The 23,112-nt window shown below is 63.1% G+C and carries 22 protein-coding genes; 10 read left to right on the top strand and 12 right to left on the bottom strand.

The annotated features are described in order from the left end of the window. Positions 1-8: 8 nt before the first annotated feature. The 7 genes from AC4BBN_RS09375 (at position 9) to AC4BBN_RS09345 (ending at position 6,339) form a co-directional block, all read left to right on the top strand. Positions 9-929, top strand: a complete 921-nt coding sequence (locus tag AC4BBN_RS09375; protein ID WP_490591719.1) for a ParB/RepB/Spo0J family partition protein — start codon at positions 9-11, stop codon at positions 927-929. Positions 930-944: 15 nt separating this feature from the next. Further along, entirely contained in the window at positions 945-1,676 is a 732-nt protein-coding gene (locus tag AC4BBN_RS09370) for a class I SAM-dependent methyltransferase (RefSeq protein ID WP_490591718.1), read from the top strand. Between the two features lie 294 nt (positions 1,677-1,970). Then, entirely contained in the window at positions 1,971-3,398 is a 1,428-nt protein-coding gene (locus AC4BBN_RS09365) for a COG3014 family protein (RefSeq protein ID WP_490591717.1), read from the top strand. Positions 3,399-3,421: 23 nt separating this feature from the next. Beyond that, complete coding sequence (locus AC4BBN_RS09360) at positions 3,422-3,802, top strand: YcfL family putative periplasmic lipoprotein (RefSeq protein ID WP_490591716.1); 381 nt, start codon at positions 3,422-3,424, stop codon at positions 3,800-3,802. Positions 3,803-3,915: 113 nt separating this feature from the next. After that, complete coding sequence (lpoB, locus tag AC4BBN_RS09355) at positions 3,916-4,521, top strand: penicillin-binding protein activator LpoB (protein ID WP_490591715.1); 606 nt, start codon at positions 3,916-3,918, stop codon at positions 4,519-4,521. Between the two features lie 10 nt (positions 4,522-4,531). Then, positions 4,532-5,404, top strand: coding sequence for a hypothetical protein (locus tag AC4BBN_RS09350; RefSeq protein ID WP_490591714.1), 873 nt, complete (start codon positions 4,532-4,534; stop codon positions 5,402-5,404). Beyond that, positions 5,404-6,339, top strand: a complete 936-nt coding sequence (locus AC4BBN_RS09345; protein ID WP_490591713.1) for an alpha/beta hydrolase family protein — start codon at positions 5,404-5,406, stop codon at positions 6,337-6,339. Before AC4BBN_RS09350 ends, AC4BBN_RS09345 begins: the two co-directional genes overlap by 1 nt. A gap of 78 nt (positions 6,340-6,417) precedes the next feature. Here the strand turns inward: AC4BBN_RS09345 and AC4BBN_RS09340 are convergent, their stop codons facing one another. Beyond that, positions 6,418-7,842 (bottom strand): FAD-binding oxidoreductase, encoded by a 1,425-nt coding sequence (locus tag AC4BBN_RS09340; protein ID WP_490591712.1) that lies wholly within the window; start codon positions 7,840-7,842, stop codon positions 6,418-6,420. Between the two features lie 72 nt (positions 7,843-7,914). Here AC4BBN_RS09340 and AC4BBN_RS09335 point away from each other — a divergent pair, with 72 nt between their 5' ends. Beyond that, positions 7,915-8,478: a cob(I)yrinic acid a,c-diamide adenosyltransferase gene (locus AC4BBN_RS09335; RefSeq protein ID WP_490591711.1), complete on the top strand. Its 564-nt coding sequence runs from the start codon at positions 7,915-7,917 to the stop codon at positions 8,476-8,478. Between the two features lie 47 nt (positions 8,479-8,525). Here AC4BBN_RS09335 and AC4BBN_RS09330 read toward each other — a convergent pair whose 3' ends face one another. Then, entirely contained in the window at positions 8,526-8,948 is a 423-nt protein-coding gene (locus AC4BBN_RS09330) for a hotdog fold thioesterase (RefSeq protein ID WP_490591710.1), read from the bottom strand. Positions 8,949-9,070: 122 nt separating this feature from the next. Here AC4BBN_RS09330 and AC4BBN_RS09325 point away from each other — a divergent pair, with 122 nt between their 5' ends. Next, on the top strand, positions 9,071-9,973 hold the full coding sequence (locus AC4BBN_RS09325; RefSeq protein ID WP_490591709.1) for a DMT family transporter: 903 nt from the start codon (positions 9,071-9,073) through the stop codon (positions 9,971-9,973). Between the two features lie 12 nt (positions 9,974-9,985). Here AC4BBN_RS09325 and AC4BBN_RS09320 read toward each other — a convergent pair whose 3' ends face one another. The 9 genes from AC4BBN_RS09320 to AC4BBN_RS09280 form a co-directional block, all read right to left on the bottom strand. Continuing rightward, positions 9,986-11,176, bottom strand: a complete 1,191-nt coding sequence (locus AC4BBN_RS09320; RefSeq protein ID WP_490591708.1) for a Gfo/Idh/MocA family protein — start codon at positions 11,174-11,176, stop codon at positions 9,986-9,988. Beyond that, on the bottom strand, positions 11,173-11,694 hold the full coding sequence (locus tag AC4BBN_RS09315) for a heme-degrading domain-containing protein (RefSeq protein ID WP_490591707.1): 522 nt from the start codon (positions 11,692-11,694) through the stop codon (positions 11,173-11,175). Before AC4BBN_RS09315 ends, AC4BBN_RS09320 begins: the two co-directional genes overlap by 4 nt. Positions 11,695-11,699: 5 nt before the next feature. Beyond that, complete coding sequence (locus AC4BBN_RS09310) at positions 11,700-11,972, bottom strand: MurR/RpiR family transcriptional regulator (RefSeq protein WP_490591706.1); 273 nt, start codon at positions 11,970-11,972, stop codon at positions 11,700-11,702. A gap of 1 nt (position 11,973) precedes the next feature. Beyond that, positions 11,974-12,864, bottom strand: coding sequence for a sugar phosphate isomerase/epimerase family protein (locus AC4BBN_RS09305; protein ID WP_490591705.1), 891 nt, complete (start codon positions 12,862-12,864; stop codon positions 11,974-11,976). 24 nt (positions 12,865-12,888) lie between these two features. After that, complete coding sequence (locus tag AC4BBN_RS09300) at positions 12,889-13,830, bottom strand: sugar phosphate isomerase/epimerase family protein (protein WP_490591704.1); 942 nt, start codon at positions 13,828-13,830, stop codon at positions 12,889-12,891. Positions 13,831-13,848: 18 nt separating this feature from the next. Then, positions 13,849-14,862, bottom strand: a complete 1,014-nt coding sequence (locus AC4BBN_RS09295; protein ID WP_490591703.1) for a Gfo/Idh/MocA family protein — start codon at positions 14,860-14,862, stop codon at positions 13,849-13,851. Between the two features lie 142 nt (positions 14,863-15,004). Next, positions 15,005-15,925 carry a sugar ABC transporter substrate-binding protein gene (locus AC4BBN_RS09290; RefSeq protein ID WP_490591702.1) on the bottom strand — a complete coding sequence of 307 codons (921 nt, stop codon included), beginning with the start codon at positions 15,923-15,925 and terminating at the stop codon, positions 15,005-15,007. Between the two features lie 110 nt (positions 15,926-16,035). Beyond that, the gene (locus tag AC4BBN_RS09285; RefSeq protein ID WP_490591701.1) at positions 16,036-17,046 is read right to left on the bottom strand and encodes an ABC transporter permease; all 1,011 of its coding nucleotides are present in this window, start codon (positions 17,044-17,046) and stop codon (positions 16,036-16,038) included. Beyond that, positions 17,043-18,557, bottom strand: coding sequence for a sugar ABC transporter ATP-binding protein (locus tag AC4BBN_RS09280; RefSeq protein WP_490591700.1), 1,515 nt, complete (start codon positions 18,555-18,557; stop codon positions 17,043-17,045). Before AC4BBN_RS09280 ends, AC4BBN_RS09285 begins: the two co-directional genes overlap by 4 nt. 140 nt (positions 18,558-18,697) lie before the next feature. Between AC4BBN_RS09280 and AC4BBN_RS09275 the strand changes: the two genes are divergently transcribed. Beyond that, entirely contained in the window at positions 18,698-19,750 is a 1,053-nt protein-coding gene (locus tag AC4BBN_RS09275) for a LacI family DNA-binding transcriptional regulator (RefSeq protein ID WP_490591699.1), read from the top strand. A gap of 48 nt (positions 19,751-19,798) precedes the next feature. On the opposite strand, the gene AC4BBN_RS09270 is transcribed toward AC4BBN_RS09275, so the two are convergent. After that, positions 19,799-23,089, bottom strand: a complete 3,291-nt coding sequence (locus AC4BBN_RS09270) for an ATP-binding protein (RefSeq protein WP_490591698.1) — start codon at positions 23,087-23,089, stop codon at positions 19,799-19,801. Between the last annotated feature and the right edge of the window lie 23 nt (positions 23,090-23,112).

Genomic DNA, 23,112 nt, shown 5'->3' with positions numbered 1-23,112 from the left:
ACACGAACATGGCAACTCCTAAACGCAAAGGCCTGGGCATGGGCTTGGACGCCCTGCTCGGCCCCAAGGTGCAAGACCCCGTGCCGCAAGAGGCCGGCCTGCCCACCGAGCTGCTGCTGACAGAGATGGTCGCCGGCCAGTACCAGCCACGCACCCGCATGGACGAGGGCGCGCTGTACGAGCTGGCCGAGAGCATCAAGGCCCAGGGCATCATGCAGCCCATTCTGGTACGGCGCCTGCACAGCGGTGAGAACGCCGGCAAGTACGAAATCATCGCCGGTGAGCGCCGCTTCCGGGCTGCCCGCTTGGCCGGGCTGGACCGCGTGCCGGTGCTGGTGCGCGATGTGCCGGACGAGTCGGCGGCTGCCATGGCGCTGATCGAAAACATCCAGCGCGAAGACCTGAACCCGCTGGAAGAGGCCCAGGGCCTGCAGCGCCTGGTGAAGGAATTCGGCCTGACGCATGAGTTGGCCGCCCAGGCCGTGGGCCGCTCGCGCAGCGCCGCCAGCAACCTGCTGCGCCTGCTGAACCTGGCCGACCCGGTGCAGACCATGTTGATGGCCGGTGACCTGGACATGGGCCACGCCCGCGCCCTGCTGTCGCTGGACCGGGCCACACAGATCACGGCCGCCAGCCAGATCGCTGCCAAGAAGATGTCGGTGCGCGAGGCCGAGGGCCTGGTCAAGAAGCTCAGCGCCGAGTTTTCGCTGACCGCCTCGCCCAAGGCCAAGAAAGAGAAGTCGCGCGACCTGAAGCGGGTGGAAGAAGAGCTCTCCGACCTGCTCATGGCCGAGGTCGAAATCCAGATCAAGAAGCGCGTCAAGCGCCACGGCAAGATCGAGGAAATGGGCGAGATCGTGGTGCAGTTCGGCTCGCTGGACGAGCTCAACGGCCTGATCGAAAAGTTGTCGCGCAGCGCAGCGCGCTAAGCCGGCTCGCTCCCCTTGCAACGCCTGCCCTGGCCCCTGCCTGCGCTGCTGGCCTGGGGCGGCGCCTGGGCGGCTTTTACCGTACTGCAGCAGCTGGGCTGGTCCGGTATGGCGGCCTTGCTGTTGGCCACCGCCGGCGGTGCAATCTGTAGCCTATGGGGTGCGACCTGGTGGCGGCGTGGATTGATTGGCGCCGGCTTCCCGCTGTCGCTGGCCTTGTCGGGCACCGTGGCCTTGCCGGCCTGGGCCTGGCTGCTGCCCCTGGCCTTGCTGCTGCTGGTCTACCCCCTGAATGCCTGGCGCGACGCGCCGCTGTTTCCCACCCCTGCACGGGCTTTGCAAGGCCTGGCCGAGGTCGTGCCTCTGCCCAAGGGCGCGCTGGTGCTGGATGCCGGTTGCGGCCTGGGCCATGGCCTGCAGGCGCTGCGCCTAGCCTACCCGCAGGCGCGCTTGCAGGGCCTGGAATGGAGTTGGCCGCTGCGCGCCCTGTGCGCCCTGCGCTGCCCCTGGGCCCGGGTGCGCAGGGGTGATATCTGGCGCGCCGACTGGGCGCCGTACGCCATGGTGTATTTGTTCCAGCGCCCCGAAAGCATGGCCCGCGCCTGGGACAAGGCCCGTGCGCAGCAGCAGCCCGGCAGCTGGCTGGTCAGCCTGGAATTTGAGGTGCCTAGCGTGCGCGCCACTGGTCGCCTGCAGGCCCCGGATGGACGGCCCGTGTGGCTGTACCGGGTGCCGCCGCCTGCGTAAGTACGCCATTCCTTACCCCAAATGGAGGACGCCGGGTGGCTGTGCTGCCGGTAGAATTCTGCGGCCGATCTTTACAAGATAGACGGTTTTCTTCACAAAAATATCTTGTGAAGGGCCCTGTTGGGTGATTCCTCTGAGGTCGTAGGCACTGGGCTTTATGCGAAGTGCGTGCAGACGAAAGACGGTGGCCGCCTTCCGGGCTGTTTAGCTCCAACCACTAGGAAAATAATGATATTTCGCACTCGCGGATTGACGGCACTGGCATTTGCTTTGGCCCTGGCAGGTTGCGCAAACATGCAGAGTCACGATAAGAAGACGGCCGATATCGACGCCGCATCCCGCACAGGCGGTCTGCCTGCTGCGATTGCCCAGCTCGAATCCACCGCCAAGACCGAAGAGGAAAAAACGGCCCTGCTCTACAACCTGGAGCGCGGCGAGCTGCTGCGCATGAACCGCCAGTACCCCGACAGCATTAACGCATTCTTGCTGGCTGACATCCAGGTGAACAACTGGGAAGAGGCCGCCAAGACCAATCCGCAAAAACTCCTGGGCAGCGCAGGCGCCGCTCTTATCAGTGAGCGCCTGAAGGTGTACGAAGGCCAGGACTATGAAAAAGTCTGGCTCACTACCCGCCTAGCGCTTAACCGTGTTGCCGTCGGTGATTTTGAGAATGCCCGCGTGGATATCAAGCGCACCCACGAGCGGGAAGCGGTAATTGCTGAATTCCGCGCCAAGGAAACTGTGGCAGCAGAAGAAGAAGCCAAGACCAAGGGCGTGACCAGTCAAAGCAAAGAGCTAAACGGTTACCCCGTAGAAAGCCTGAACGACCCCGAAGTGCTGGCCCTGAAAAACGGCTACCAAAATGCATTGAGCCATTACCTGGCTGGCTTTTTGTACGAAGCTATGAACGAGTCGGGTCTGGCTGCCCCAGGCTACCGCAAGGCGATTGAGCTCAAGCCCAACACTGCAGTACTGGAAGAAGGGCTGCGCGGTCTGGACGCTCGCACCAGCTTCACCCAGCGTCGGCGCCAAAAGATGACCGACGTGTTGTTTGTCGTAGAGGCAGGCAACGCACCGGCCCGCAAACCGAAGGCGTTCACCGTGCCTGTTCCGCTGGGCGGCTCCATCGGCACGGTCAGCATTTCCTACCCGGTGATCGAACCCTCCAACGACCCGCTGCTCACAACCCTCACTGTTTCCGGCAACGCATTCAAGCTTGAAAAAGTAGTAGACGTGAATGTCATGGCACGCCGTGCCCTGAAGGATGAAATGCCGGGCATGGTATTGCGTGGTTTTACCCGCGCCGTAGTCAAGGGCGTGGCGCAAGACCAGTTGCAAAAGCACGCAGGCGTATTTGGCTCGATCATTGGTTCATTGGGTTCTGCTCTGACAGAGCAGGCAGATGACCGTATGTGGCGCATGCTGCCGGGCCGTGTGTATGTGGCACGGGGTTATTTGCCACCCGGCGAACACAAGGTGGTGGTCGACGGCCGAGACTACAACGTGACTATCCAGGTGGACGGCCAGTACGCCCTTGTACCTCTGCGCTTCTACGAGAATAGCGCCCTCCAAGGCGATGTGGGCATGTTTGGCAAGCTGCCTGCTGTAGCCCCAGCACCCGAACCCGTGGCGCCTTCGGCCGCCGTTAAACCAGTAGCCAAGCCTACCGCCAAAGCACCGGCCAAGTCCGTGACCAAGAAGCTGGTTGAAGAAACCAAATAAGCCCGTTTTCAAAGGATTCTTCCATGATCAAACATTCTTTTACCCTCTGTGCTTTGTGCTTGGCTTTGGCCGTACAGGCCCAAACCCAAGACCCCGGCACGCCCGCAGCGGTAGCCGCTAAAGTCGCGTTGCGCGGCGAAGCCCAAGGTGTGCGCGTCAGCGAAATGCGCATCACCCGACCAAATGACATCCTGGTCGTGCAAGCCGATCTGGCCAATAGCGAGCGCGGTGACCGTACTGTGTTTTACCGTTTTCGCTGGCTGGACAACGTGGGCAACCAGGTTGGCGACGGCGAATCCTGGAAGCAACTGGGCGTGTTGGGCAAGGGCCAACAAACCGTTAAGAGCGTAGCTCCTTCGGGCGCCGCTACCGATTTCCGTTTGGAAATGAACGTCGAAAAGTAATCCCTTCAGTTGCGCTTGCCGCTCTCGCGGACGGCGCCACTATGGTCGGTTCCGAGCATCGTCCTGCGCGGGGCTGCCAGATCGAGAAGTAACCCGTTTAAGAAAGATTTGATATGCAAACACGTAGTCTTCTGTCCCTCAGCGTACTGGCCAGCGTACTGGTTTTAAGCGCTTGCCAGACCCAGGTGTCCTCTCCTGTTGTGCGTTTTGACCGCCAGGTCAACTACGGGGATGCCAAAGCCGTCGAGTTGGTGACCAACGAATTTGGCTCTACTGACCTGCAGATGATTGCGGAAAAAATGACCGGTGGCTTGCTGGAAACGGGCATTTTTCAGGGACGCCCTACGGTCACTATTTCGACCGTTAAGAACAAGACCAGCGAATACATTGACACCACGAACGTGATGAACTCCATCCAGACCACGCTGGTCAAGTCGGGAAAGGTGCGTTTCACCCGTTCCATCAACGAAATGCAGGCTGGCGTAGATGAATTGCAGCGCCAAAACCAGAGCGGCCTGTACAAACAAGGCACTACCGCCAAGGTCGGCCAGATGACAGCCGCCAAGTACAGCCTGGAAGGCGAGCTGACCAGCATCGTCAAGCAAAACGCCAACACGAAGGACGTGTTCTACAAGTTCACCCTGAAGATGTTCGACGTGCAAGAAGGCACGATCGAATGGCAGGACGAAAAAGAAATTCGCAAGACCAGCAAGCGTTAAGGAGTCCCGCATGCAACGTCGTACCGTTCTCTCCGCCACCGTATTGGCGCTCGCTCTGGTGGCTAACGTCCAGGCCCAGAACGCCCCCAAGATTGCTGTGACCGATCTAGCCTATACCCAGGCCGTGTCGCAGTATTTTGAAGCTGGCACCTACCAGTCCAGCAGCCAACTCAATGCCAACCGCAACAGCATTTCGGCATCTGAGCAGTCCAGCGGCACTTACGTGGCTGGCCGCTACAGCTACATGGAGCAGCGTGAGTTGGGCTCTTTCACCAACGACATCAAGGGCGCCTTGCTGCGCGGTACGGTGTTCCATGTTGTTCAGGGCAAGGGCTTCGACGCTGGTGCACCGCAGCCCACCAAGGCCGAGCAGGTACTGAACCAACTCAAGACCGGCAAGGTGGCCACCCCCGTTCGCCAACCCGAGGTCAAGGACATCATTGCGCGCATCCGCAAGGGTGAATTCAACGGCGCCGATTACGTGCTGTTCGGCACCCTCTCTAGCGCGGAGTTTCGTGACACCCTGTCACCACTGCAAGGCACCAGTAGCGCCAGCTACCAGTTCAGCCTGGACATCCTGGCTGATTTCTCGTTGATCAACACCAAGACCTTCGAGATCAAGTCGTCCTTTTCGGCGCAGGGCGCGGGCAACGACACCAAGCTGCTGTCCAACCGCGGTGACGTGGTGCCGCCGAACCGTGCCAAGGTCATGCGTGAAACCTCGCAGACCCTTGCCGCCAACGTCTACGAACAGCTGGTGGACCAGCTTGGCCTGAGCGACCCCAACATGGCCCGTGGCGTGCGTCAGCCAATGCAGCAGGGCCAGCCTTTGCAGATGCAGCCGCAAGTGCAACCCCAACCCCAGGCCATCATCTTGAAGTGATGTTGCGCCCGTGCATACGTGCCGCCTTGGCGGCAGGTTTGCTCCATGTGTTGGTGGGGGGCTGCGTGCAAGCGCAGCCCCTTTTTGCGTCTGGCGCTTTGCCAGGTGCATCTGCCGCCAGTCCGGTGCCCACACTGCAGCGCGAAGCACTGCAGCCGCCGTTGCGCTTTCGCGTAATCGTGTTGCCGGGCTCGGGCTGTTCCGGTATGGCGCCGGTGGCGGTGCGCTACTTTGCGGGTCTGCTGCACGCCCAGGTCCTGGTGCTGCACAAACCGGGTACCGATCTGCAGGCAGGGCTTATGCCCACCGAATGTCCAGACGGTTTTGTTCGGCGCGACAGCTTGGCCCGCTGGCAGGCGCATGCCAGCGCGGCCCTGCGCGCCGATGCCCTGGCCCGCGCCGGCCTGGAGCCGCTGCCTACCGTGCTGGTCGGTATTTCCGAAGGCGCTGAACTGCTGCCCGGCCTGGCGGCCGAGGTGCCCCACCTGGCGGGCCTGGTGCTGCTATCGGGCTCCGGGCTCGACCCGCTGGAGGCCGGGGCGATGCAAGCCCAGCGTCTGGGCCAGCTGCCCGCCTGGCAGGTACTTGACGCAGCCCAGCGCTCTGATGCGCCGGACAGCGATATTGTTCAGGGCCGCAGCCTGCGCTACTGGCGTGACCTTTGGCGCTGGCGCGTCACCCGTCCTCTGCTGGAGTCGCCCTGGCCCATTCTGCAGGCCTGGGGCGACGCCGACGCCCTAGTGCCCCCACTGGCCTACCAAAGCTTTGCCGAACGCGCACAGGGCCGTTCTGTTCCTTTCTGCACGTTGCGCATCTCCGGTGCTGACCATGGCCTGCAGCAGTCCGGCGCAGACGGCGTGCAGCGGCTGTGGGCCTGGCTGGAGAACTGGGCCCGCGCGCCGGCCCAGGGCCTATGCGGCGTGGCCTCGCCCTGAGCGCGGGTCGTGCAAGAGAATGCTATTGAAATCGTAGCTGCCTGTGCAGGCGCCACCTGCGGAAAAGCCCTAAAAGGCTTAAATTCTAAAAATCTTCCCCGGGTTCAAAATATTCAGCGGGTCCAGCGCCTGTTTGATGGCGCGCATCATGGCCACGGCACCGGCGCCGGTCTCGTTCACCAGGAAGTCCATCTTGTGCAGGCCCACGCCGTGTTCGCCGGTGCAGGTGCCGTCCAGCGCCAGCGCGCGGTGCACTAGCGCGTGGTTGAGTTGCTCGGCCTTCTCGCGCTCCTCGGCGCTGTCGGGGTCGATCAGGTAGCCAAAGTGGAAGTTGCCGTCGCCCACGTGGCCGACCAGAAAGTAGGGGATGCCGGAGGCGTCGGCCTCGGTAATCGAATCTAGCAAGCAATCGGCCAGGCGCGAGATGGGTACGCAGGTGTCGGTAGAGATGGCTTTGCAGCCCGGGCGTGACTGCACGGCGGCAAAGTAGGCGTTGTGCCGCGCCGTCCACAGGCGGGTGCGCTCCTCGGGCGTGCTGGCCCATTCGAATGCCTGGCCACCAAAGTCGGAGGCAATCTCCTGCACCAGCTCGGCCTGCTCTTTCACGCCGGTGGGCGAGCCGTGGAACTCCATCAGCAGCAGGGGTTCCTCGCGCAGGCCCAGTTTGGAATGGGCGTTGACCATGCGCACGGTATTCGCGTCGATCAGCTCCACCCGCGCAATCGGCACGCCCAGCTGGATCACCTGGATGGTGCTGCGCACGGCGGCCTCGATGCTGGGGAAGGAGCAGATGGCAGCCGATATCGCCTCGGGCAGCGGATAGATCTTCAGCGTGACCGAGGTGATCACGCCCAGCGTGCCCTCGCTGCCCACCATCAGCCGCGTCAGGTCGTAGCCCGCGCTGGACTTTTTGGCGCGCGTGCCGGTGTGGATGACTTCGCCGCTGGCGGTGACCACTTCGAGCGCCAGCACGTTCTCGCGCATGGTGCCGTAACGCACGGCGTTGGTGCCGCTGGCGCGGGTGGCGCACATGCCGCCAATGGAGGCGTCGGCTCCGGGGTCGATGGGGAAGAACAGGCCGGTGTCTTTGATGGCCTCGTTCAGTTGCTTGCGCGTCACGCCGGGCTGCACGGTCACCGTCAGGTCTTCGGCGTTGACGCTGAGGATGGCGTTCATGCGGCCCACATCCAGGCTGATGCCGCCTTGCACCGCCAGCAAATGGCCTTCCAGTGACGAGCCCACGCCGAACGGGATGATGGGCGTGGCATGGGCAGCGGCCAGCCGCACCGCGTCGGCCACATCGGCCGTGCTTTCTGCAAACACCACAGCGGTAGGCGGCGGCACGGCAAAGGCGGATTCATCGCGCCCATGGTGCTCGCGCACGGCCAGCGCGGTGCTGAACTGCGCGCCGAAGCGGGTGTGCAGGGCCTCGACCAGGGCCGGCGGCACCTCGCGGATGGCCAGGGTGGGCAGCAGGTGCTGGGCGGCGGTGGGGGCGTTCATGGGGTCTCTCCGGTTATCGACAGATCACAGACAATTCTGCCTCCATTCACTAGGTTCACAAGGAGCAGCGCCATGGCTAACCGCCTCACACAAATTGCCACCCGCACCGGCGACAACGGCACCACCGGCCTGGGCGACAACACCCGTGTCTCCAAGAACAGCCTGCGCGTGCACGCCATGGGCGACGTGGACGAGCTGAATAGCCACATCGGCCTGCTGCTGTGCGAGCCCGTGCCCGAGGGCGTGCGCGCATTGCTGGTCGAGGTGCAGCACCAGTTGTTCAACCTGGGTGGCGAGCTGTCGATTCCGGGTTTTGAGCTGCTCAAACCCGACGCCGTACTGGCGCTGGACCAAGCCCTGGCCGAACACAACGCCACGCTGCCGCGCCTGGCCGAATTCATCCTGCCCGCCGGCACCCGCGCCGCGTCCCAAGCCCATGTGTGCCGCACCGTAGCCCGCCGCGCCGAGCGCACCGTGGTGGCGCTGGAGCAGCAAGACGCGCTGAAAGACACCCCCCGCCATTACCTGAACCGCCTGAGCGATCTGCTGTTCGTGCTGGCCCGGGTGCTGAACCGCGTGGACGGCGGGGATGATGTGTACTGGAAGAGCGAGCGCATGGCCCGCGTCAGCGAATAGCTATATTTTGTGTAGCTGCTTGCGCAGGTAAATCCTACGCTGCAGCCTTATTTGGGCTCCAATACAGCCACGGTGATGCGTGACACGCAGGTGGGCTTGCCAGCATCGTCCACCATGTCGATTTGCCACACCTGGGTGGTGCGGCCTATGTGTACCGGGCGGGCGGTGCCGGTGACCCAGCCGCTGGTCACGCCGCGCAGGTGGTTGGCGTTGATGTCCAGGCCCACGGCGCGGTGGCCGGGCGGGGCTGCGAACATGGCACCGCAGGAGCCCAGGGTTTCGGCCAGCACCACGCTAACGCCGCCGTGCAGCAGGCCGTAGGGCTGGCAGGTGCGTGAATCCACCGGCACACGGGCGCGCAGAAAGTCGTCGCCGACTTCCAGAAACTCAATGCCCAGGTGGGCGATGGCGGTGCCCAGGCCAGAGGCGCTGAGCGATTCGACGCTGACGGCTTGTTTCCAGATTGGCATATGCATGTCCCTACGGTAGCGGCCAGATGCAGGCCTTGGCTATAGTTGGGTGACATGGTAGCGGCTCGCACGGTGCATACGTTTTGGCACCGCGCGCCGCGCCGCTTCACCGAGTTCTGCACGTGTCTTCCGTCCCTTCCGCATCCTCTTCTTCTGCTGCCAATCTGCGCGGTATCGTCGCCATGGTGGTGGCCGTCGGCGCTTTTTCGATGATGGACGCGTCCATGAAATCGCTGACCGGTAGCTACCCGCCGCTGCAGGTGGCCTGCCTGCGCGGCCTGGCGGCCATGCCCCTGGTCTGCTTGTATGTGCTGTGGCGCAGGGAGTGGGGTGGTTTGCTGAAGGTGCGCTGGCCGCTGCATCTGCTGCGCACGGTGGTGGGGGTGACCATGCTGTCGTCGTTCGTCTACGGGCTGCGGACGCTGGGGCTGGCCGAGGCCTATGCCATCTTCTTCGTGGCGCCGATGCTGATCACCATGCTGTCCATCCCGGTGCTGAAGGAGCGGGTGCGGTCCAGCCACTGGCTGGCGATTGCGGGTGGGTTTTGTGGGGTGCTGGTGGCGCTGCGGCCCAGCCAGGGGGCCTTTTTGTCATGGGGTGCGCTGGCCGTGCTGGCGTCGGCCAGCTGCTACGCCATATCGGCCATTACCGGGCGCATTCTGAGCCGCACCGACTCCAGCGCCAGCCTGGTGTTCTGGGGTACCAGCGGGTTGGCCGTGGCCGGAGGTGCGTTGGCCTGGCCAGACTGGGTGGCGGTGCAGTCTGCGCATATTCCGCAGCTGGTGGTGATAGGCATCAGCGGATTTATCGGGCAGCTGGCGATCACCCAGGCTTTTCGCTCGGGCCAGGCTTCGGTAGTGGCGCCGTTCGAGTACACCGCGCTGGCCTGGGGCATCGTGCTGGACGGCCTGCTGTGGCAGACCCTGCCGCAGGCCCGCACCCTGCTGGGGGGGGCCATCATCATCGCCAGCGGCCTGTACCTGATACGCCAGGAGCGCTCCAAGGAGCTGGTGGTCGCGCCCTGAAGTTGGGGGGCGTTACGTCCCGGGGCTTAGCCCTCTGCTCTCGCTGCGGGGGAAATCCACCGGCAGGGGCTGTGGCCGCTCGCAGCTGCTGTGCAGCTTGTAGAACGTACCGTTGGTGGCAGATTCCAGGAGGCCGTGCATCAGCTCCAGGCTGTGCAGCGCCATTTCACCGCTGGCACGCGCGGCGCGCTGTTGGGTGATGGCATAGGCCATATCCACCAGCCCTATGCCGCGGCTATTTACGCGGTGGCTGGTTTCGGCGAACGGGTGCTGTACGGGAACCTCGGCCCAGTCTGGCAGGGACTGCGGGCGAGGCAGGCTCTTCCAGCGGTATTGTTTGGCGGTACGTAGCAATACCGGGCCGCCGAACAGATTGGGACCGTCTATCGGGTCGATGTCGCGCAGGCAGATCGTGCCTTTCGTGCCGTAGATCTCCATGCGCGGCAGCTCCGAATCCCAGACGTCGAAGCTGGCCAGCAGCGTGCCAATGGCGCCGCTGGCGAATTCCAGATTGCCCGTGATATGGGTGTCCACCTCGACCGGAAAGCTCTTGCCGCGCAGTGGCGCGCTTTCCACCGTGCGCGTAGCAAAGGTTTTCTTGGCCATGGCGGAGCAGCGCTTCACCGGTCCCAGCAGGGACAGCAGGGCCGTTACATAGTAGGGTCCGATGTCCAGCAGCGGTCCCCCGCCAGCTTGGTAGAAAAATTCCGGGCCCGGGTGGAACCACTCATGCCCATGGCTCACTACAAACGCGCTGGCGGCCGTGACCTCACCTATGGCGCCATCGTCAATCAGCTTGCGACAGGTCTGTAGGCGTGCACCCAGAAAGGTGTCGGGGGCAGAAGCCACCATCAGGCCGCGCTCGCGCGCAAGTGCCAGAACGGACTGGCCTTCTGCCAGGGTGGCGGCTAGCGGTTTCTCGGTGTAAACATGCTTGCCGGCCCGCAGCGCCGCCAGGCTGATCTCCGCATGCGCGGCGGGCAGCGTCAGGTTCAGGATGATGTCGATATCCGGGTCGGCGATCAGCTCCGCGGCGGAGGCATAGGGACGCGCAATTCCGTGCTGCTGGGCTTTTTGCCGGGCTTTTTCCAGGCTTCGGCCCGCGCAGGCCAGTACATGGACGATGGGGTACTGCTGCAGATTGCGTATGTAGACATCGCTGATGTCGCCAATGCCGATAACGCCCACGTTAAAGGTTTTCATGGCTGCTCCGGGGGGAGGGGGGTGGCAGGCAGATCCGTACGGCCCAGGTGGCGGGCCAGCACGGCCACCACCAGGTCGTGGTCTTCATACGAGGGCAGGCCGGACACGGCAATTGCGGCAATCACGCCCGTGCCTTGCACACGCACCGGGAAAGCACCGCCATGGACGGCGTAGTCCCCATCTGGCAGCGCGGCATCGGGCCAGGGGGTGCGTCCCTCGGCCTGCAACCGCAGCCGGACCAGGTAGGACGAGGCATGGCAGCGCAGGGCGACATTGCCTTTGCGGCGGGCCCAGTCCTCATTGTCGGGTGTGGCGCCTGGCAGTGCGGTGTAGAACAGCCGCCGAGAGGCACTGCGTATATCGATGGCCACTGGCGCCTGTTGCCGCGCGGCGGCAGCGCGTAGCGCCTGGCCTATGGCGTAGGCGGTTTCTTCGTCAAAGCTGGTGAATACCAGCGCCTGCTCTTGCTGTTGCAGTGCGGCTATGGCCTGTGGCCTGGTGCTGTCGTGGCTGGGCATGGGTCTTACATGGTGTGGAGTGCGTCGCTGCGGAACACCGCCTTGAAATCGCGGTAGCCGTGGAAGCCGAAGTGCTTGGCGAAGCGCACCACGGCCGAGGGTTGCACATTGCAGCTGCGCGCCAGATTGACGATTTTTTCGCTTCCTATGTGCTGAGGGTGCTGCTGCACATAGCGGGCAATGCTGCAGAGCTGCCGGCTCAGGTTGTCGCGCTCACGGCCAATGCAGGCCAGCAGGGGCGCGACGCCGTCCGGGCTGCGGGTCGGCGGCGTCGGCATTTCAGCCCCAGTATTTGTCGATGTAGCGCTGGATTTCCTTGCGCATGAAGCTTGATGAGTCGTCGGCTCGCTCGTCCCAGCCAAATACGCAACTGGACAGTACGCCATCAAAGCCGATATCGGCCAGAGTCTTGAAGAACAGGTCCCAATCGATTTCGCCCCGCCCCATGTCAAGGTGCTGATGTACACGTACTTTGGCCCCAGGGGGGTTCACCGTGTAGCGCATCGCCGACGAGGCCTTGTGATTGAAAGTATCAGCCACACGCACATGGGCTAGCACAGGGGATGCGGCACGCAGCATCGCCTCCATGTCGTCGCCATAGTAGAAGGTATGTGGCGCGATGTAAGAAATCTTGACCTGGGAAGAGCCGATGGAGCGCACTATATCGATAGCAGGAGCAATGGTCTCGATCCAGTCCTCGGGGTGAGGCTCTATGGATAGCACGATGCCCTCACGCTCGAAAATTGGGACCAGCTCGTCCATAGATCTCCAGAATGCCGCCTCGCAGGCCTCCGGTGTGTTGAAGCTTTGACCGGCTGAGCGTTCGGGCGATGCGCCGCGACCGAACTCCGAAATCATTGTGTCGCAATCCATTTCCACCGCTACCTGGATTGCCTTTTTCCAATAGCGCATCGCCGCCTGGCGCTCGTCTTCTAGTGGGCTGGACCAACGGTACATAGGCTGCAGCGTAGCCAGCTTCACACCGTGGTCCTTGAGTGCACCTTTGAACTCCTGGATCCGCTCTGGGTACACACGGGGTTGGGCCCACCATTCAAGGAAGTCGGACCGCGGCGAGAGTTCTATGTATTCGTAACCCAGCTCGGCTGTTTTGCGGCAAAGCTCGGTCAGCGGCAAGTGACGATGCATAAATGGGTCTAAGGCGATCTTCATATGGGCTCCTGTTGGAAGAGTTATTTACTGGCTGATAGTTTGTTGCAATGCGGAAATAGAAGTGAGTACCCCTGCCTCTGTAGACATGGTTAGATCTTCCATTTCCAGCGAGACATGGGCGTCGTAGCCCACCATGCGGCAGACCGAGAAGAACTCCTTCCACCACTGCAGGTCCTTGCCGCAGCCCACGGCGACATAGTTCCAGCTGCGGTTGACCGTGTCGGTGACGGGCCGGGTTTCCAACAGACCATTGATGTCGACCAGGCCACGCTCAATGCGTGCGTCCTTACCGTGGATGTGGTACAGCGCGCCCTTCAGGTTGCGTGCCGCGGCGATGGGGTCGGCACCCATGGCGATCAAGTGCGACGGGTCCAGGTTCATGCCGACCAGCGGGCCGACCGCATTGCGCAGGCGCCACAGGGTGTCGGGGTTGTAGACCAGCATGCAGGGGAATTCTTCGATGGCGATCTGCTCCACGCCATGGGCGCGGCAGTGCTCGGCGAACTTCTTCCACCATGGAATGGCCACCTCGTTCCACTGGTATTCCAGCGCGGGTGCCATGTAGTCGGGCCAGGACACCGTGGAGGTGATCCAGTTCGGCGTCTTGTCGCCGGGCGCGCCGGCCGGGCAGCCGGACATCATCACAATCTTCTTCACGCCGAGCTTGCCAGCCAGCACCACGGTGTCGTAGGTGGACTGGGTGTGCTTGACGCCCATCTCGCCGGGGCTCAACGGGTTGCCCGAGCAGTTGAGGGCGGCGATCTGCATGTCGCGCTTTTCCAATTCGGCCTGGAAGGCCTGCAGCTTGCTCTCGCTAGCCAGCAGCTGGGCGGTAGGTACGTGGGGGCAGGTGGCCCAGCCGCCGGCCGTCATCTCCACAGCGTGCACGCCCAGGGACTGGACCTTGCCCAGCATGTCGGGAAAGGACAGGTTGTTGTATACGTCGGTACAGATGGATAACTTCATTGCGATGTCCTGAACGGTTTATTTGGCGTAAAAACTGGGGCGTTGTGCCAGGCGGATCGGCACGATGGCCTTGCTGTTCCGGGCTTCCACGCAAGCTTCGGCGGTGGCCGAGGCGAAGTAGCCGTCCCATGCCGTGGGGCCGCTGACCAGGCCCTGCTGGGTCGCGTTAATCCATTCCTGCAGCTCCACGTCGTAGGCGTCGATGAAGCGCTGCTTCCAGTCGGTCTGGATGGCGGTGGAGGCACGGCCGTCCAGGCGTAGGGCCACACTGGCGGGCTCGGGCAGGAAGGCTGCGCCGATTTCACCCACTACCTGGCACTGGATGTCGTAGCCGAAACGGCAGCCGACAAAAATTTCGGTGTCGATACGTATGCCCTTGCTGGTTTCCAGCAGCACCATCACTGGGTCGTGCAGGCCTTCGTGGCAGTTGCGGCTCTTGCGGCCTTGCACCACCTGGGCGCTGACGTAGTCGTCGTTCAGCAGCCAACGCAGCACATCGATCTCGTGCACAAAGGTGTCTGTGATGCACATATCACCCACATACATCTCGGGCACGCTGGGGTTGCGGTGGGCGCAGTGCACCATCAGCGCGTCGCCTATGGTGCCCGCGTCCAGGGTCTTTTTCAGGGCGCGGTAGCCGGCGTCAAATCGGCGCATGAAGCCGACCTGCACCAGCTTCTTGCCGGCCTTCACCTCGGCTTCCACCACCCGCAGGCCGCTTTCGGCCGACGTGGTCATGGGCTTTTCGCAAAACACGGGCTTGCCGGCGGCAATACAAGCCAGCAGCTGTTCGGCATGGGCCGGGCCCCAGGACGCGACCAGCAGTGCATCCACATCCGGGGCATTGATGAGGTCCTGGTAGTTCTCATACACCTTAGCGCCCAGGCGGGAGCTATCGTTGAAGGCGTGGGTGGCTGCCAGGTTGATGTCGTTGAGGGCCACGATGCGGGCGCCGCTGAGCTTGCGGTGGATGCGCACAGCGTGGTCTTGGCCAATAGCGCCGCAACCGATGACGCCGATTCTGAGTTCCATGGTGATCACTTTAGGTAGGGATAAAAACTGGTGGCACGGTTTTTCGGCCAGGAACCCACGGGACCGGCTTTGCCGGACCGTAGGGTTCGCCCCCTGCAAGGGGGTTGGCGGAGACACGAAGTGCGTAGCCTGGGGGTGTGCTCTATTTCGTGTATTTATCGACGTTGTCTTTAACGATGGATTCAAAGGCGATCAGCTTTTCCTTGGGGGCGGGCTCGCCTTTCTTGATCATCTCGACCACCTCGAACGCACCCTGGGCCTGGCCCTTGGCGTTCTGGAAGATGGACTGCGCCATATCGCCTGCCTTGATGGCGTCCAGCGCGTCCTTCACGCCGTCGATGCCAGAGATCACAACGCCCTTGCGGCCAGCGGCTTTCAGCGCTTGCAGTGCGCCCAGGGCCATTTGGTCGTTGGCGGCAATCAGCGCGTCAAACTTGGGAAACTTTTGCACCCAGTCCTCGGTGATCTTCATGCCCTGCGCGCGGTCGTAGTTGGCGGGCAGGTTGGCGATGATCTTCACGTCGGTGCGGCCTGCCAGTGCCTTGGTAAAACCTTCCAAGCGTTCCTTGGAGTGGTACAGGCCTGGTTCACCTTGCAGGTAGACGATCTGTGCGTTCTTCGGCAGAGTCTTGGCCATGAATTCGCCCTGCATGCGGCCGGCATCCACATTCTTGGAGCCGACGAAGGTGAACTTGCCGCCAGCGGACTCAATGCCCAGCGCGATCACCGGAATGCCGGCCTTGTTGGCCTTTTCTACTCCGGGAACGATGCCCTGGTAGTCCACGGGCACGATGACGATGGCGTTGACCTTCTGGGCAATGAAATTATCGATCTGGTCCAGCTGCTTGCTGGCATCGCCATTGGCGTCGGCAAACGACACGCTGACTGCCGGGTCGGCCTTCACGGCGTCGATGAAGGCGTTCTTGCGGCTCATGGTGAACACATCGGTGTCGGCCAGGTTGGCGTAGCCGACGACGAATTTCTTGCCTTGCGCAAACACCGGGCCGGGCAATATGGCCAGAACGACGGAGCAGGCCAGGGCGGCTTTGATAAAGGTTTTCATGATTTGGCTTCCTTTTGAAAGTTGGTTTTTGTTTTACAACGGCTGTCTCTATACCGGGGAAATATGGGTTTACGCGATAAGCGGCCTCCAGAGATTGGTGTTTGAAATATTCAAGCTTTCTTGCGGGCACCGCCGGTTTTGGTTTTCACATCCAAAATCACGGCCACAGCAATAATCAAACCCTTGACGATTTGCTGCCAATACGAGCTGACATTCATCAAGTTCAAGATATTGTTGATAACGCCGATAATCATGGCGCCAATCACGGTGCCGGTAATCGTGCCGGTGCCACCCATCAAACTGGTGCCGCCCACGACCACTGCGGTAATGGCATCGAATTCATAGGCCACCCCAGCAGCTGGTTGGCCAGAATTCACGCGGGACATCAGCACAATACCGGCAATCGCAGCCAATACACCATTGAATACAAAGGCCTTGCGTAATACGCTATCGGTATTGATGCCGGATGCCAGCGATGCCTTGGCATTGCCGCCCACGGCATAAATATGGCGACCAAACTTGGTTCGGTTCAGCAATATCCAGGACACCAGCACCACGAATGCCAAAATCAATACCGATATTGGCACCGGGCCGATATCGCCCTGACCAATGATTTTGAAATCACCCAGATTACTCACCGGCACGCCTGCCGTGTACAACAGGATCGCGCCCCGCGCCACGGTCGTCATGGCCAGCGTCATGATGAAGGACGGGATCTTGAAGTAAGTGATGACATACCCGTTGAGCAAGCCTGTGACTACACCCATGCCTATGCCGGCCGCGATGGCCAGCGGCACGCTGCCGGTCAGGGACATCACGCTGGCGGCGATGGTGCCGGTCAGTGCGACCACCGAGCCCAGCGATACGTCAATATGGCCCAGGATAATGATGAAAGTCACACCGCAGGCAAGCAAACTCACGACCACCACCTGGCGCAATACATTGGTTAAATTGCCGGTGGTTAAGAAGGTTTCATTCAATACCGATGCCAGTATGAAGATGCCGATGAAAATTAAAATGGTGCCGTATTTCCTATAAATCTCAGAAAGACCCATTTCGCGTATTTTGGAGAACATACCGGTCTGCTGTGTAGTGGGGGAGTTTTGGATAATGGCGCTCATGTTTTTGCTCCGGTGGCCAGGGCCATGATGTTTTCCTGGGTGGCATTGGCGCGAGTAAGTTCACCTCGCATATGTCCTTCCTGCATCACCACCACACGGTCGCTCATACCCAGAATTTCAGGTAATTCGGACGAAATCATGATGATGGCCAGGCCCTGTTTGGCGAATTGCGTCATCAGGCGGTGGATTTCCGATTTGGAGCCCACGTCAATGCCGCGAGTGGGTTCGTCCAGAATCAATACCTTTAAATCGCGCAGCAGCCATTTGGCAATCGCGATTTTTTGCTGGTTGCCGCCGCTTAATGTGCCGACCACGGTATTCAAATCCGCGGTTTTGATTTGCAGCATGGAGCGCATTTTTTGGCCGGCCTCGGTTTCGGCTTGTAAATCGAGCAGCAGGCCGGGCGCGAATTTCTCCAAATTGGCCAGGGAGATGTTTTCCTGCACCGAGCGGCACAGCACCAAGCCCTCGGCCTTGCGGTCTTCCGAGACCATGGCAATGCCCTGCTGGATGGCGTCGCTGGGCTGGTTCAGCGTGAGTTTCTGGCCGTTCAGCCAGATCTCGCCCTTGTCCAGCCGGTCCAGGCCGAAGATGGCGCGCGCGACCTCGGTGCGTCCGGCGCCGATCAGGCCTGCCAGGCCGACGATCTCGCCCTGGCGCACGTCGAAACTGATGTTCTGGAACACGCCATGGCGGGTCGCGCCGCGCACCGACAGTGCCAGTTCGCCCAGGGGCACGGTTTCCTTGGGAAAGATGCTGGAGATGGTGCGCCCCACCATCAGGCCGATCAGCTTGTGCTGGTCGTAGCTGCTGGCCGGACCGGAGTCCACGTACTGGCCGTCGCGGATGATGGTGATGTCGTCGGCGATCTGGAAGATCTCGTCCATCTTGTGGGTGATGTAGATCATGGCCACACCACGCGCCTTCAGGTCGGCGATCTGGCGGAACAGCATGGCCACCTCGGTGTCGCTGATGGCCGAGGTGGGCTCGTCCATGATGACCAGGGCCGCGTGGCGCGAAATGGCTTTGGCGATCTCCACCAGCTGCATGCCGGCGATGCTGAGCTCGCGCATCTTCTGCTCGGCGCGGTAGGGCAGGCCCAGCCGGTCCAGCAGGGCCTGGGTTTCACGCGCCATGCGCTCGAAGTCGACAAACAGGCCCAGCCAGCGGGTTTGCATGGGCTCGCGACCGAGGAAGATGTTCTCGGCAATCGTCATGTCCAGCACGGGGCTCAGTTCCTGGTGGATCATGGCAATGCCCAGTTCCAGTGCGGCCCGGGTGTTCTGCTGGCCCAGCTGCGTGCCCTGGAAGAAGATTTCGCCGCTGTCCACCGCGTGCTCGCCGCTGAGGATCTTCATCAGTGTGGATTTACCGGCGCCGTTTTCCCCCACCAGCACATGCACCGAACCCTTGCGCACCTGTAGCTGTACGCCGTCCAGGGCCTTCACGCCGGGGAAGGACTTGGTGATGCCGCGCATCTCCAGCACCCAGTCTTCGGTTTTGACTTTCATTAACACCTTGTCTCCTTATGTGGCGCCAGCCGGGCTGGTGCTTTGCGGCGGATTCTAGGTAGCCGTCATAAAAAAAGAAGTGAAATGAAATGAAAACTGTCATAGACTTTCATTTCATTAGGGTTTGTATTGAAAGAGTTATGTCAAAAGCAGCGCATCCCGCCCGCATCACCATTGCCGACGTGGCCAAGGCCGCCGGCGTCAGCCTGTCCACCGTGGACCGGGTGCTGAATGGCCGGGCTCCGGTGCGGCGGGATACGGCCCAGCGCATCCGCGAGGTGGCCGAGGCCATAGGCTTTCACGCGGCCGGCGTCATCAGCGAGCGGGTGCGCGGCAAACGGGCACGCCGCACCCTGGGCTTTCTGCTGGAGCCGCGGGAATCGGCCTTCCACTGCGAGGTGGGCCGGGTGCTGGCCCAGGCGGTGGAGGCGCGCAGCGAGTTCTGCGAGGCCCCGGTGATCGAGCATGTGGACGACATCTCGCCCGAAGGCGTGTCGCAGCGCCTGCGCGATATGGGGCAGCGGGTGGACGCGGTGGCGCTGACGGCCGCTGACCACCCGCTGATCAGCGCCGAGATCGAGCGCCTGAAGGCCCAGGGCGTGCCGGTGTTCGCCCTCATCTCCGACCTGAGTTCCCCTGCTCGCGCGGGCTATGCGGGGCTGGACAACCGCAGTGTGGGCCGCACCGCTGCCTGGTTGATCACCCACATGGCGCGCGAGCCGGGCAAGCTGGCGATCTTTGTAGGCAGCCACCGCTTTCTGTGCCAGGAGCTGTGCGAAATGAGCTTTCGCTCCTATGTACGCGAGCACGCGCCCAGCTTCGAGCTGATGGAGCCGCGCGCCACGCTGGAGAGCGACCAGATGGCCGAAGAAGTCGCACGCGATCTGCTGCACCAGCATGCCGACATCGTCGGCGTGTTTGTCACCTCGGGCGGCGTGGACGGCGTGCTGCGGGCCCTGCGCGAGCACCGTCTGCAGCATGGCGGAGCGCGCCCCATTGGTGTGGTGCGCGAGCTGACGTCCAGCATCCGCGAAGGCTTGCTGGCCGGCGATATGCACGCGGCCCTGTCCCACCCCCTGCCACAGCTGGCGCAGGGCCTGGTGGCCGCCATGCTGGATGTGCTGGACAACCCCGGCCTGGGCCTGCAGCAGGTGGTGGTGCCCATGGATACCCAGACGCCCGAGAGTATTTAAGAAAAAATGCCGCTAGCGCACAGAATACCTGCGTGAGCAGCTACTAAATCAATAGCATTGGGGCAAAGCAGCCTGCGCCAGCGCGTCTGTCAGCAGGCCGTGCGCGACTTCGAAGTCGAAGCGCTGGATGGCGTTGTGCATGGCGCTGAAGCCGCCCGGCGGGAACAGGCTGCGCAGGCTGGCCGCATGGGCTTGCAGATATTCCACGCAGTCGCCGTCGCTGTCGGCCAGCAGCTGGGCCAGGTGCCGGCCGCGCGCCTGGGCGACCGGGTCGGGCGGGGCCGGCGGTTCGTCGGCCGCGTCGGGCGTAGCGGCTTCCAGCAGGGCGCGCAGGGCGCTTACCGCGCGCCGGTTCTGCAGCTGCAGCTGCTCCATGGCGACGTCTACCGCCGCACTGGCTGGGGCGTGGCGCTGCAGCCGCTCTTCCACCGCCTGGGCCGCATCGGCCAGTTCGGCCAGACCGATATTGCCAGCTACGCCGCGGATGGTGTGCAGGATGCGGCGCGCGCCGTCCGCATCGCCCTGGTTGAGCGCGACCTGGGCGCGGGTGGCGGCCTGCGCGTGGGTGTCGGTGAACTGGCCCAGCAGACGCAGGTACAGGGCCTCGTTGCCGGCCACGCGGCGCAGGCCGGCCTCGAGGTCCAGTCCGGGCTGGGGGGCCAGGCGGTGGCCGGGTGTGGTCGCAGGGGCCAGGGGCGGGGCGCTGTGCGGGTGGGCGGTCCGGGCCCAGCGCTGCACGCATTGCAGCAGGCCCAGCGGGTCCAGCGGCTTGGTGATGTGGTCCACCATGCCGGCGGCCAGGCAGCGTTCGCGCTCTTCCTGCAGGGCGTGGGCGGTCATGGCGATCACGGGCAGGCCCTGGTAGCGGGCATCGGCGTGGATGTGCTGTGCCGCCTCCAGCCCGCCCATGACGGGCATTTGCAGGTCCAGCAGCACGGCGTGGTAGTGCGTGGGCGTGGCGGCGTGCAGCATGTCCAGGGTCTGGCGGCCGTTGTCGGCCAGGTCCACCATGGCGCCGGCGCTGTGCAGCAGTTCGGTGGCGATCTGCTGGTTGATGTCGTTGTCTTCGGCCAGCAGCAGGCGCAAGCCGTCCAGCCGGGGGCCGTCGTATTCCGGCGGCGGCACCAGGCTGGTGGAGTCGGCCAGGCCCAGCCAGAGGTTGAAGCTGAAGCAGCTGCCTTTGCCGGGCGTGGACTGCACGTCGATCTGCCCGCCCATGCCTTCCACCAGCCCGCGGCTGATGGCCAGGCCCAGGCCGGTACCGCCGTATTTGCGGGTCACCGAGCCATCAGCCTGGGTGAAGGCCTGGAACAGCCGGGCCGCCTGCGCCCCGTCCATGCCGATGCCGGTATCGGTCACGGCAATGTGCAGTTGCACGTCGCCGGGCCGTGTATCCACTACGCGCACGGCCACGCTGACATAGCCGACGTCGGTGAACTTCACCGCATTGCCCAGCAGATTGGTCAGCACCTGGCCCAGGCGCAGCGGGTCGCCAAGCAGGGTCGATGGCACTTCGGAGGCCACGTCGAACACCAGGGCCAGCTCTTTGGCTGCGGCGCGGTCGGCCACCATGGCGGAGGCGTGGTTCAGCACCTCGTCTAGCCGGAACGGCGTGTGCTCCACCTCCAGCTTGCCGGCCTCGATCTTGGAGAAGTCCAGGATGTCGTTGATGATGCCCAGCAGGTTCTGCCCAGCGCGGTGGATCTTGCTTATGTAGTCGCGCTGGCGCGGGTCCAGGTGGGTCTTCAGCGCCAGGTGCGAGAGTCCGATGACGGCGTTCATCGGCGTGCGTATCTCGTGGCTCATGTTTGCCAGGAACATGGACTTGGCCTGGGTGGCTTCTTCGGCCACCTCCTTGGCCAGCCGCAGCAGTTCCTGCGCCTGGGTCAGCTCGGTAATGTCCACCAGCACGCCCACCAGGCCGGCCATGCTGCCATCGGCGTTGCGGAAGGTGGTGTTGGAGTACAGCGTGGTGTGCGGCTTGCCGTCGGTATAGGTGAACACGCCGATGCGGCTGAAGCGCCCGCCGGTGGCCAGCAGCTGGGTCTGCTCGGCCATCAGCGCTTCGCGCACCGCCAGCGGCACGGTGTCTATGGCCATCACGGTAGTACCCCGCAGCGATTCGGCGGTGTAGCCAAAGGCTTCGTGATAGGCCTTGTTGCTGCCCCGATACCGGGCCTGGGCATCGCGGTACAAAATGGGGATGGGGATGCAATCGATCATGGCTTGCAGGAAGTCGCCGTGCTCCTGCGTCAAGCGCAGCGCGGCATGGCGCTGGCGCAGCACCTGGCCCAGCACGCGGTCCAGCAGCAGCAGTACGACCAGGCCCATTGCCGCCACTAGCGCGCCTTGCCCGTAGTGCCACCGTACCATGGCGTCCAGCGTGTCCAGCCGGCTCAGCGCCAGCAGCTCGTAGCCGGGCTCGGACAGGGGGCTGCGCGTCAGCAGATAGGGGTTGCCATCCACCAGCCAATGGTCAGGATGTCTCGGCTGCGCCGGCCGCTCTATGGGTATGGTGGCAGCCGTGCCGGTAGGCGGCTGGCCACGGCTCAGCGGGCCCACATGGCGCAGCATGTATTCCGTGCGTGAGGCGCTGACCACGGTGCCGGTGCTGTCCAGCACCAGCGCGATCTGGTTGCTGGACAGCAGCGGAGCCAATGTGCCGGCGTTGTGGTTGATGACGACCACGCCAGTGGGCACCTCGTCATGGTCTATGCGCAGCGAGAAGAAGAAGCCCGGCTGGCTATTGGTGTGGATGGCCGTGAACAGCTGGCCCTGGCCGTTGGCCATGGCGTCGTTGAAGTCGCTGCGGCTTTTGTAGGACTTGCCGACCATGCCCTCGGCCAGCTGCCAGTCGCTGGAGGCCACCACCAGGCCGGCCACGTTGACGATGAAGATGCGCTCATAGCCCAGGCGCTTGGCCAGGCCGGCCAGGCTGTCACCAAGTTCGCGCACATCCAGGCTGTGCAGCAGGCGCCGGCGCCGTTCCGTGTCCGGGAAGTACAGCAGGGTGGCCGCCTGTGGGTTGTACTGGGCCAGCACGGTATGCACTTCGGGCTGCTGCCCCAGCAGGCGCGCTACGCTGGCGACTTCGACAAAAGTGCGGTCGATGATGCGGCCGGAGGAGTTGGCCTCGCGTGCCGCGGTGGCTGCCTCGGCGCTGATGCGTGCTGCGACGATGCTGTCTGACACCATGAACGTCACGCCAGCTACCAGCATCAGCCATAGGCAGGCGGCCAAGCCTATTCCTTGGCTGAGCTGGCGCTGCTGCCGCTGCAAGGCCTGCGGGCTGCTCGCTACGGGCGGGCCTGCGGGGCCCCGGTGCGTGGATGTGGGCATGCCATTTCCTGCAATGGGTGGCA

The sequence above is a fragment of the Rhodoferax sp. SPJ21 genome, assembly GCF_058216335.1.
This window is presented reverse-complemented; position numbering and strand designations above follow the sequence as displayed.

What these genes read in the sequence shown, in the direction of transcription:
- AC4BBN_RS09375 (WP_490591719.1), top strand. Translation starts at nt 9, where the DNA reads ATGGCAACTCCTAAACGCAAAGGCCTGGGCATGGGCTTGGACGCCCTG.
- AC4BBN_RS09365 (WP_490591717.1), top strand. Translation starts at nt 1,971, where the DNA reads ATGCAGAGTCACGATAAGAAGACGGCCGATATCGACGCCGCATCCCGC.
- AC4BBN_RS09360 (WP_490591716.1), top strand. Translation starts at nt 3,422, where the DNA reads ATGATCAAACATTCTTTTACCCTCTGTGCTTTGTGCTTGGCTTTGGCC.
- lpoB (WP_490591715.1), top strand. Translation starts at nt 3,916, where the DNA reads ATGCAAACACGTAGTCTTCTGTCCCTCAGCGTACTGGCCAGCGTACTG.
- AC4BBN_RS09350 (WP_490591714.1), top strand. Translation starts at nt 4,532, where the DNA reads ATGCAACGTCGTACCGTTCTCTCCGCCACCGTATTGGCGCTCGCTCTG.
- AC4BBN_RS09345 (WP_490591713.1), top strand. Translation starts at nt 5,404, where the DNA reads ATGTTGCGCCCGTGCATACGTGCCGCCTTGGCGGCAGGTTTGCTCCAT.
- AC4BBN_RS09340 (WP_490591712.1), bottom strand. Translation starts at nt 7,842, where the DNA reads ATGAACGCCCCCACCGCCGCCCAGCACCTGCTGCCCACCCTGGCCATC.
- AC4BBN_RS09335 (WP_490591711.1), top strand. Translation starts at nt 7,915, where the DNA reads ATGGCTAACCGCCTCACACAAATTGCCACCCGCACCGGCGACAACGGC.
- AC4BBN_RS09330 (WP_490591710.1), bottom strand. Translation starts at nt 8,948, where the DNA reads ATGCCAATCTGGAAACAAGCCGTCAGCGTCGAATCGCTCAGCGCCTCT.
- AC4BBN_RS09320 (WP_490591708.1), bottom strand. Translation starts at nt 11,176, where the DNA reads ATGAAAACCTTTAACGTGGGCGTTATCGGCATTGGCGACATCAGCGAT.
- AC4BBN_RS09315 (WP_490591707.1), bottom strand. Translation starts at nt 11,694, where the DNA reads ATGCCCAGCCACGACAGCACCAGGCCACAGGCCATAGCCGCACTGCAA.
- AC4BBN_RS09310 (WP_490591706.1), bottom strand. Translation starts at nt 11,972, where the DNA reads ATGCCGACGCCGCCGACCCGCAGCCCGGACGGCGTCGCGCCCCTGCTG.
- AC4BBN_RS09305 (WP_490591705.1), bottom strand. Translation starts at nt 12,864, where the DNA reads ATGAAGATCGCCTTAGACCCATTTATGCATCGTCACTTGCCGCTGACC.
- AC4BBN_RS09300 (WP_490591704.1), bottom strand. Translation starts at nt 13,830, where the DNA reads ATGAAGTTATCCATCTGTACCGACGTATACAACAACCTGTCCTTTCCC.
- AC4BBN_RS09295 (WP_490591703.1), bottom strand. Translation starts at nt 14,862, where the DNA reads ATGGAACTCAGAATCGGCGTCATCGGTTGCGGCGCTATTGGCCAAGAC.
- AC4BBN_RS09290 (WP_490591702.1), bottom strand. Translation starts at nt 15,925, where the DNA reads ATGAAAACCTTTATCAAAGCCGCCCTGGCCTGCTCCGTCGTTCTGGCC.
- AC4BBN_RS09285 (WP_490591701.1), bottom strand. Translation starts at nt 17,046, where the DNA reads ATGAGCGCCATTATCCAAAACTCCCCCACTACACAGCAGACCGGTATG.
- AC4BBN_RS09280 (WP_490591700.1), bottom strand. Translation starts at nt 18,557, where the DNA reads ATGAAAGTCAAAACCGAAGACTGGGTGCTGGAGATGCGCGGCATCACC.
- AC4BBN_RS09275 (WP_490591699.1), top strand. Translation starts at nt 18,698, where the DNA reads ATGTCAAAAGCAGCGCATCCCGCCCGCATCACCATTGCCGACGTGGCC.
- AC4BBN_RS09270 (WP_490591698.1), bottom strand. Translation starts at nt 23,089, where the DNA reads ATGCCCACATCCACGCACCGGGGCCCCGCAGGCCCGCCCGTAGCGAGC.